The 7,437-nt window shown below is 72.1% G+C and carries 6 protein-coding genes; 2 read left to right on the top strand and 4 right to left on the bottom strand.

Annotated features, from left to right (window positions below; all coding sequences use genetic code 11):
- The 3 genes from GT045_RS33130 to GT045_RS33140 form a co-directional block, all read right to left on the bottom strand.
- Positions 1-295, bottom strand: a 295-nt coding sequence (locus GT045_RS33130) for a biotin/lipoyl-containing protein (RefSeq protein WP_345942828.1), incomplete at its 3' end; no start/stop codon positions are given.
- Positions 296-356: 61 nt separating this feature from the next.
- Positions 357-1,745 (bottom strand): dihydrolipoyl dehydrogenase, encoded by a 1,389-nt coding sequence (lpdA, locus tag GT045_RS33135; protein WP_161297825.1) that lies wholly within the window; start codon positions 1,743-1,745, stop codon positions 357-359.
- A gap of 265 nt (positions 1,746-2,010) precedes the next feature.
- A complete protein-coding gene (locus GT045_RS33140) occupies positions 2,011-3,567 on the bottom strand; it encodes a leucyl aminopeptidase (protein ID WP_161297826.1) in 1,557 nt (518 codons plus the stop codon).
- Positions 3,568-3,909: 342 nt separating this feature from the next.
- On the opposite strand from GT045_RS33140, the gene GT045_RS33145 reads away from it, so the two are divergent.
- The gene (locus GT045_RS33145; RefSeq protein WP_161336462.1) at positions 3,910-5,946 is read left to right on the top strand and encodes a hypothetical protein; all 2,037 of its coding nucleotides are present in this window, start codon (positions 3,910-3,912) and stop codon (positions 5,944-5,946) included.
- On the opposite strand, the gene GT045_RS33150 is transcribed toward GT045_RS33145, so the two are convergent.
- On the bottom strand, positions 5,947-6,732 hold the full coding sequence (locus tag GT045_RS33150) for an adenosylcobinamide-GDP ribazoletransferase (protein ID WP_161297828.1): 786 nt from the start codon (positions 6,730-6,732) through the stop codon (positions 5,947-5,949). It abuts the gene before it with no gap.
- Positions 6,733-6,792: 60 nt separating this feature from the next.
- On the opposite strand from GT045_RS33150, the gene GT045_RS33155 reads away from it, so the two are divergent.
- Positions 6,793-7,437: hypothetical protein (locus tag GT045_RS33155; protein WP_161336463.1), on the top strand; the 645-nt coding region annotated here is incomplete at its 3' end.

A 7,437-nucleotide genomic window follows, 5' to 3' on the forward strand; every position in this document is an offset into this window, starting at 1 on the left:
CGGCCGGGGCCGGAGCCTCCTCGGCGGCCGGGGCCGGGGCGGCGGCGGGCGCACCCGTGCCGTCGTCGATGACGGCCAGCTCGGCGCCGACCTCGACCGTCTCGTCCTCGGCGACCTTGATGGAGGCCAGCACACCGGCGGCGGGCGAGGGGATCTCGGTGTCGACCTTGTCGGTCGAGACCTCGAGCAGCGGCTCGTCGGCCTCGACGCGCTCGCCCTCGGCCTTCAGCCAGCGGGTGACAGTGCCCTCGGTGACGCTCTCACCGAGCGCCGGAAGGGTTACGGAAACCGCCATGGTTTCGGTTGCTCCTAACGAATTGCGGAAGTCTGTGTCGTCGCGCCCGTTGACCGAAGGCTCAGTCGTGGGAGTGCAGGGGCTTGCCGGCGAGCGCCAGGTGCGCCTCGCCCATCGCCTCGTTCTGCGTCGGGTGGGCGTGGATGAGCTGGGCGACCTCGGCCGGCAGCGCCTCCCAGTTGTAGATCAGCTGGGCCTCGCCGACCTGCTCGCCCATGCGGTCGCCGACCATGTGGACGCCGACCACGGCACCGTCCTTCACCTGGACGAGCTTGATCTCGCCCGAGGTGTTGAGGATCTTGCTCTTCCCGTTGCCCGCCAGGTTGTACTTCAGAGCGACGACCTTGTCCGCGCCGTAGATCTCCTTGGCCTTGGCCTCGGTGATGCCCACGGAGGCGACCTCGGGGTGGCAGTACGTCACCCGGGGGACACCGTCGTAGTCGATCGGGACGGTCTTGAGACCGGCCAGACGCTCCGCCACCAGGATGCCCTCGGCGAAGCCGACGTGCGCGAGCTGGAGCGTCGGGACCAGGTCACCGACGGCGGAGATGGTCGGGACGTTGGTACGCATGTACTCGTCGACCAGGACGTAGCCACGGTCCATGGCGACGCCCTGCTCCTCGTAGCCGAGGCCCTGCGAGACCGGGCCACGGCCGACGGCGACGAGGAGGACCTCGGCCTCGAACTCCTTGCCGTCGGCGAGGGTGACCTTGACGCCGTCCTGGGTGTACTCGGCCTTCTGGAAGAAGGTGCCCAGGCTGAACTTGATGCCGCGCTTGCGGAACGCGCGCTCCAGCAGCTTCGAGGAGTTCTCGTCCTCCACCGGGACGAGGTGCTTCAGGCCCTCGATGACGGTGACGTCCGAGCCGAAGGACTTCCACGCCGAGGCGAACTCGACACCGATGACGCCGCCGCCCAGGATGATCGCGGACTTCGGCACGCGGTCCAGGACGAGGGCGTGGTCGGAGGAGATGATCCGGTCGCCGTCGATCTCCAGGCCGGGCAGCGACTTCGGCACGGAGCCGGTCGCCAGCAGGACGTGGCGGCCCTCGACGCGCCGGCCGTCGACGTCCACCGAGGTGGGGGAGGACAGCCGGCCCTCGCCCTCGATGTAGGTGACCTTGCGCGAGGCGATGAGGCCCTGCAGACCCTTGTACAGGCCGGCGATGACACCGTCCTTGTACTTGTGGACGGCCGGGACGTCGATGCCCTCGAACGTGGCCTTCACACCGAACTGCTCGCTCTCGCGAGCCTGGTCGGCGATCTCGCCCGCGTGCAGCAGGGCCTTGGTGGGGATGCAGCCCCGGTGCAGGCAGGTGCCGCCGACCTTGTCCTTCTCGATCAGGGCGACGTCCAGGCCCAGCTGAGCCCCGCGCAGGGCCGCGGCGTAACCACCGCTACCACCGCCGAGGATCACTAGGTCGAAAACGGTGCTGGCGTCGTTCGCCACGTCACGTCCTCCATGCATGTGCGCCGTAGGCCGGTCGACGATGACCGGCGGGCGGCTGGTGTCCGGCCGCTTGATGCTTCGGCCCTTCGGTGGGGGCCCTGTCCTGCCGGGCTCCATCTTTGCACTTGTTCGAGGCGGACGAGACGCCGGGAGGGAGTGTGAGACACCCCACGCCGGCGCGGACGGAACAGGGGCGTGGGGAGCCGCGCGGCCCCCACGCCCCTTCGGTCGCCGTACCGCGGACCGGACCGGGCCGCCGGACGGCTCAGCCCAGGTCGCCCGCGGCGGTCAGCTCGGCCAGCCGGACCAGTGTCCGCACGGCGGTACCCGTACCGCCCTTGGGGGTGTAGCCGAACGGGCCGCCCTCGTTGAACGCCGGGCCGGCGATGTCCAGGTGCGCCCAGGTGATGCCCTCGCCGACGAACTCGCGCAGGAACAGGCCGGCGACCAGCCCGCCGCCCCACCGCTCGCCCATGTTCGCGATGTCGGCCACGGACGACTCCATGCCCTTGCGCAGGTGCTCCGGCAGCGGCATCGGCCAGGCCGGCTCGCCGACCTCCTCGGCCGCCTCGTGGACCGTGGCGCGGAAGGCGTCGTCGTTGGCCATGACGCCGAACGTCCGGCTGCCCAGCGCCAGCATCATCGCGCCGGTCAGGGTGGCGACGTCCACGATCGCGTCCGGGTTCTCCTGCGAGGCCGCCCACAGGGCGTCGGCGAGGACCAGCCGGCCCTCGGCGTCGGTGTTGAGCACCTCGACCGTCTTGCCGCTGTACATCCGCAGCACGTCGCCCGGGCGCACGGCGGAGCCGGAGGGCATGTTCTCGGCCAGCGCCAGCCAGCCGGTGACGTTGACCTCCAGACCCAGACGGGCGGCGGAGACGACCGCGGCGAACACGGCGGCGGCACCGCTCATGTCGCACTTCATCGTCTCGTTGTGGCCGGCCGGCTTCAGCGAGATGCCGCCCGAGTCGTAGGTGATGCCCTTGCCGACGAAGGCCAGGTGCTTGTCCGCCTTCGGGTGCTTGTACGTCAGCTTCACCAGGCGGGGGGTGGCCGCCGAGCCGCCGCCGACGCCGAGGATGCCGCCGTAGCCGCCCTTGACCAGGGCCTTGTCGTCGAGCACCTGCACCTTGAGGCCGTGCTCCTTGGCCGCGGTCTGCGCGATCTGGGCGAAGGCGGCGGGCGTGAGGTCGTTCGGCGGCATGTTGATCAGGTCGCGGGCGCGGTTCAGCTCCTCGGCGACCGCTGTCGCGCGGGCGATCGCGCCCTTGTGGGCGGCGTCGCGCGGCTTGCCGCCGAGCAGCGTGGCCTCGGCCAGCGGCGCCTTGCCGTTCCTGGCCTTGGTCTTGGCCTTGCCGCCGTCCTGGGCGGTGTCCTTGTAGGTGTCGAAGGAGTAGGCGCCGAGCAGGACGCCCTCGCCGATCGCGCCGAGCGCGCCGGGGCCGTCCACGGGCAGCGCGAACGCCGCCTTCCGGGTCCCGGTGAGCGCGCGGGCGGCCACGCCGGCGGCCTTGCGCAGCACCTCGGCGTCGTATCCGGCGTCGGTGTCGGCGTCCGCGTCGGCGGGCCCGGCGCCGAGGCCCACCGCCACCACGAGCGGGGCCTTGAAGCCGGCCGGCGCGGGCAGCTTGGTCAGCTCGCCCTCGGCACCCGAGGCGCCGAGGGTCTCCAGGAGGCCGGCCAGCTTGCCGTCGTACGCCTTGTCCACGGCCTCGGCGCCCGGCGCGACGACGGGCCCCTGGGCGCCCTTGGCGACACCGATCACGATCGCGTCGGCCCGCAGGCCGGGCGCCGCGGAGGTGCTGAGAGTCAGAGCAGTCACGGTGGTGAAATCTCGCTTCCGATGTGAAGTTGCTGTGGCCGAAGTGGGGTGGGTCGACCGGGCCCGAGAGCCGACCCTAGGTCCCGGCCTGGGGGCAGGTGGCAACCGGGGCCCTCACCCTGTCGGCGAACACCCGGGACGAGACTACGCGCGTACGTGTCTTCGCTCATTCCTTCGGGTGTTCACCCGGGCGTGGCGAAGAGGCCATTTCTGGCCGCCATGCAACGTGACCTGCATCACACTCACGGGGTTCCGATGCGCCGCCGATCCACCGGTTCGCATGATTTCCACTGTTTCTCCGCGGACTCACCACGGAGAATCCTCTGGGGGGAGGAACCAGTCATGTTCCACCGCACGCGCCGCTGGAGAGCGGCCGGCGTCACCGTCACCGCGGCAGGGCTCACCGCGCTCGGGCTCGCCGCGCCGCCGGCCTCGGCGGCGACCGAGCCACGCGTCGACCTGAGGGTGCTGGTCGTCGACGACGGCGCAGGCCCCGTCGGGGCGATCACCGCCCAGCTGAAGAGCGAGGGCGTCCCGTACACCACCGTCGACCTGGACGACTCCGGGCGGCCGACCATCACCAGCGCCTTCCTGGGCGACACCGTCGGCGGCCGGCCGCGGGCGAGGTTCCAGGGCGTGGTCCTGCCGAACGAGGCCCCGTTCGGAGCGGGTTCGGCCGAGCAGACGGCCCTGGAGACCTACGAGAGGACGTACGGCATCCCGCAGCTCGACGCCTACACCTGGGCCCATCCCGAGGTCGGGCTCGACTACACCGACAGCAACGGCTACGCCGGCCCGCTCGACGGCCGCCCCGCCGACGTCACCCCGGCCGGCCGGGCCGGCCCCTTCGGCTACCTGAAGGGCGCCTTCTCCTTCGAGGACAACTCCCCCTCGGTGGACGAGAGCTACGGCTACGTCGCCCAGCCCCGCACCGGCTTCACCAGCTACGTCGACACCCCCGTGCCCGGCGGCACCGGTACCGGCAGCCTGCTCGGCGAATACGCCCACGACAGCCGCCGCGAGCTGGTGGTGACCTTCGCCTACAACCAGTACCAGCAGCAGTTCCGGGTGCTGGCCCGCGGCATGGTCGAGTGGCTGACCCAGGGCGTGCACCTCGGGCAGGCCCGCAACTACTTCGCGGTCCACGTCGACGACGTCTTCGCGCCGGACGCCCGCTGGGACGCCGAGCGCAACTGCACCCCCGGCGACATCGACTGCGCGGGCGGCGGCGACGACACCGCAACGCCGATCCGGATGACCGCGGCCGACGCCCAGTACCTGGCCTCCTGGCAGCAGAGCCACGGCTTCACGCTGGACATGGTGTACAACGCGGGCGCCGGCGAGGAGTGGAAGACCGAGAACGGCGGCAAGGACCCGCTGGCGGACCAGCTGCTGAAGGACAGGGCCGAGTACCGCTGGGTGAACCACACCTACACCCACCTGTTCCTCGGCTGCGTCCAGGACGTCACGACCGTGCCGTGGACGTGCGAGAAGAACGCCGACGGGTCGACGAAGTGGGTGAGCCGTGCGGACATCTCCGGGGAGATTTCGAACAACTACGACTGGGGCCTGCTGCACGGCCTCTCGCTCGACCCCGGTGAACTGGTCACCGGCGAGCACTCGGGTCTGAAGACCCTGCCGCAGCAACCGCAGGACAACCCCAACCTCGGCCCCGCCCTCGCCCTGAACGGCGTGAGGTGGACCGCGTCGGACAACTCCCGCGAGTCCGGGCAGCGGGCCGTCGGCAGCAGCGCGCTGACCGTGCCGCGCTACCCGATGAACGTGTACTACAACACCGGGACCAGGGCCGAGATGGCCGACGAGTACAACTGGATCTACACGTCCAAGGCGGACGGCGGCAGCGGCATCTGCGAGGACAACCCCACCTCCACCTGCCTGCCGGAGCCGGTCGACACCGCCACCGGCTACCTGGACCACATCGTGCCGGGCGAGGCCCACACCGACCTCGGGCACGTGCTGGCCAACGACCCGCGCCCGCACTACGTCCACCAGTCCAACCTGGCCGAGGACCGCATCCTCTACCCGGTGCTGGACCGCGTCCTCGCCGACTACCAGGCCCTGTTCGCCGGCAACACCCCGATCGTCAACCTGCGTCAGAGCGCCATCGGCGCCGAGCTGCAGAACCGGTCGAAGTGGCAGACCGCGGTCGACGCGGGCAGGGTCACGGCCTACCGGATCGGCAACACCGTGACGGTCACCGCCCCGTCCGGCACGAAGATCCCGGTGACGGCACCGGAGGGGACCAGGCAGCAGCAGGTGCTGGGCACGACGGCGTTCGGCACGGCCTACGCCGGCGAACGCTCGGCGTGGGCCTCCCCGGGCCTGCTCCAGTCGGCACTCACCCTGCGGCTCCCCTAGCTACCGGCCGAGCGACAGCAGGACCAGCGTGGTGGTCGCCGCCGTCTCCGCGACCGCACCGAACACGTCACCGGTGACCCCGCCGAACCGGCGGACACAGTGACGCAGCAGAAGCTCGGCGGCGGCCACGGCGGCGGCCACCGCGACCGCGGTGCGGACGCCGTCGTAGCCGCCGAGACCGGCACCCGCCGCCCCGGCCGCCGCCACCACCACGGCCGCGAGTCCGGACGCGGCGGCCTTCGGCACCACCCCGGCCACGGCCGCCCCCAGCCCTTCCGGGCGGGCGGCCGGAACCCCGGAGCGGGCGGCCAGGGTGAGCGCCAGCCGGGCCGCGACCCCCGAGACCACCGCGGCCACGGCACCCCGCGCCCAGGAGGCGCCGTAGAGCTGTGCCAGCACGGCGACCTGGGCCAGCAGCACCAGGACGAGGGTGAGCACCCCGAACGGCCCGATGTCCGACTGCTTCATGATCCTCAGCGCGTCCTCGGCGGGCCTGCCGCTGCCCAGCCCGTCGGCGGTGTCGGCGAGCCCGTCCAGATGCAGCCCCCGGGTGAGCGCGGCCGGTACGGCGGCCGAGGCGACGGCGGCGAGCAGCGGGCCGGCGCCGAGGGCGAGCAGCAGCAGGCCGAGCCCGGCCGCACAGCCACCGACGACCAGTCCGGCCGCCGGGGCGCACAGCATTCCGGCCCGGGCGGCCTGCCGGTCCCAGCGGTGCACGCGGACGGGCAGCACGGTGAGCGTCCCGAAGGCGAAGCGGAGACCGTCGTGCGGCGAGGACTTGGACACCGGCGCAGGTTACCCGGCGGTCCCGAGGCCCCCTTCCGCACCCGGGGATAAGGTGCGCATATGGGGCACTGGTGGGTGCGCAACATCGTCGAGCCGGGCAAGCTCCCGCTGCTGCTCGCCCTCGGCGCCTTCGTCGTGACCTTCGTCGTCACCCGGGTCATCACCCGTCTGATCCGGGCGGGCAAGGGCCCGTTCGGCAACGTCAAGGCGGGCGGGCTGCACATCCACCACGTCGTCCCCGGCGTCGTCCTGACCGTCGTCGGCGGCTTCGGTGCCGTCGCCAGCGACCGGCACGGCGCGGGCGGAGTCGTCGCCGCCCTCGTCTTCGGCATGGGCGCGGGCCTGGTCCTGGACGAGTTCGCGCTGATCCTGCACCTGGACGACGTCTACTGGAGCGAGGACGGCCGCAAGAGCGTCGAGGTCGTCGTCCTCACCGCCGCCCTGGTCGGACTGCTGCTGGCCGGCTTCTCGCCGTTCGGCGTCAACGACCTCACCCAGGAGGAACTGGCCGACCGGGGCACGGTCATCGCCAACATCGCCGCGAACTTCGTCCTCTCGCTCGTCGCCCTGAGCAAGGGCAAGACGCGGGTCGCGGTGCTCGGGGTGGCGGTGCCGCTGGTCGCGCTGGTCGGCGCGGTCCGGCTCGCCCGCCCCGGTTCCCTGTGGTCCCGCCGCTTCTACGGCCGCCGTCCCCGCGCCCGCGCC

Source organism: Streptomyces sp. SID486 (assembly GCF_009865385.1).
Lineage (GTDB): Bacteria > Actinomycetota > Actinomycetes > Streptomycetales > Streptomycetaceae > Streptomyces.

Bases quoted from the DNA above. Each gene is read 5' to 3' on its own strand.
- GT045_RS33145 (WP_161336462.1), top strand. From the start codon at position 3,910: ATGTTCCACCGCACGCGCCGCTGGAGAGCGGCCGGCGTCACCGTCACC.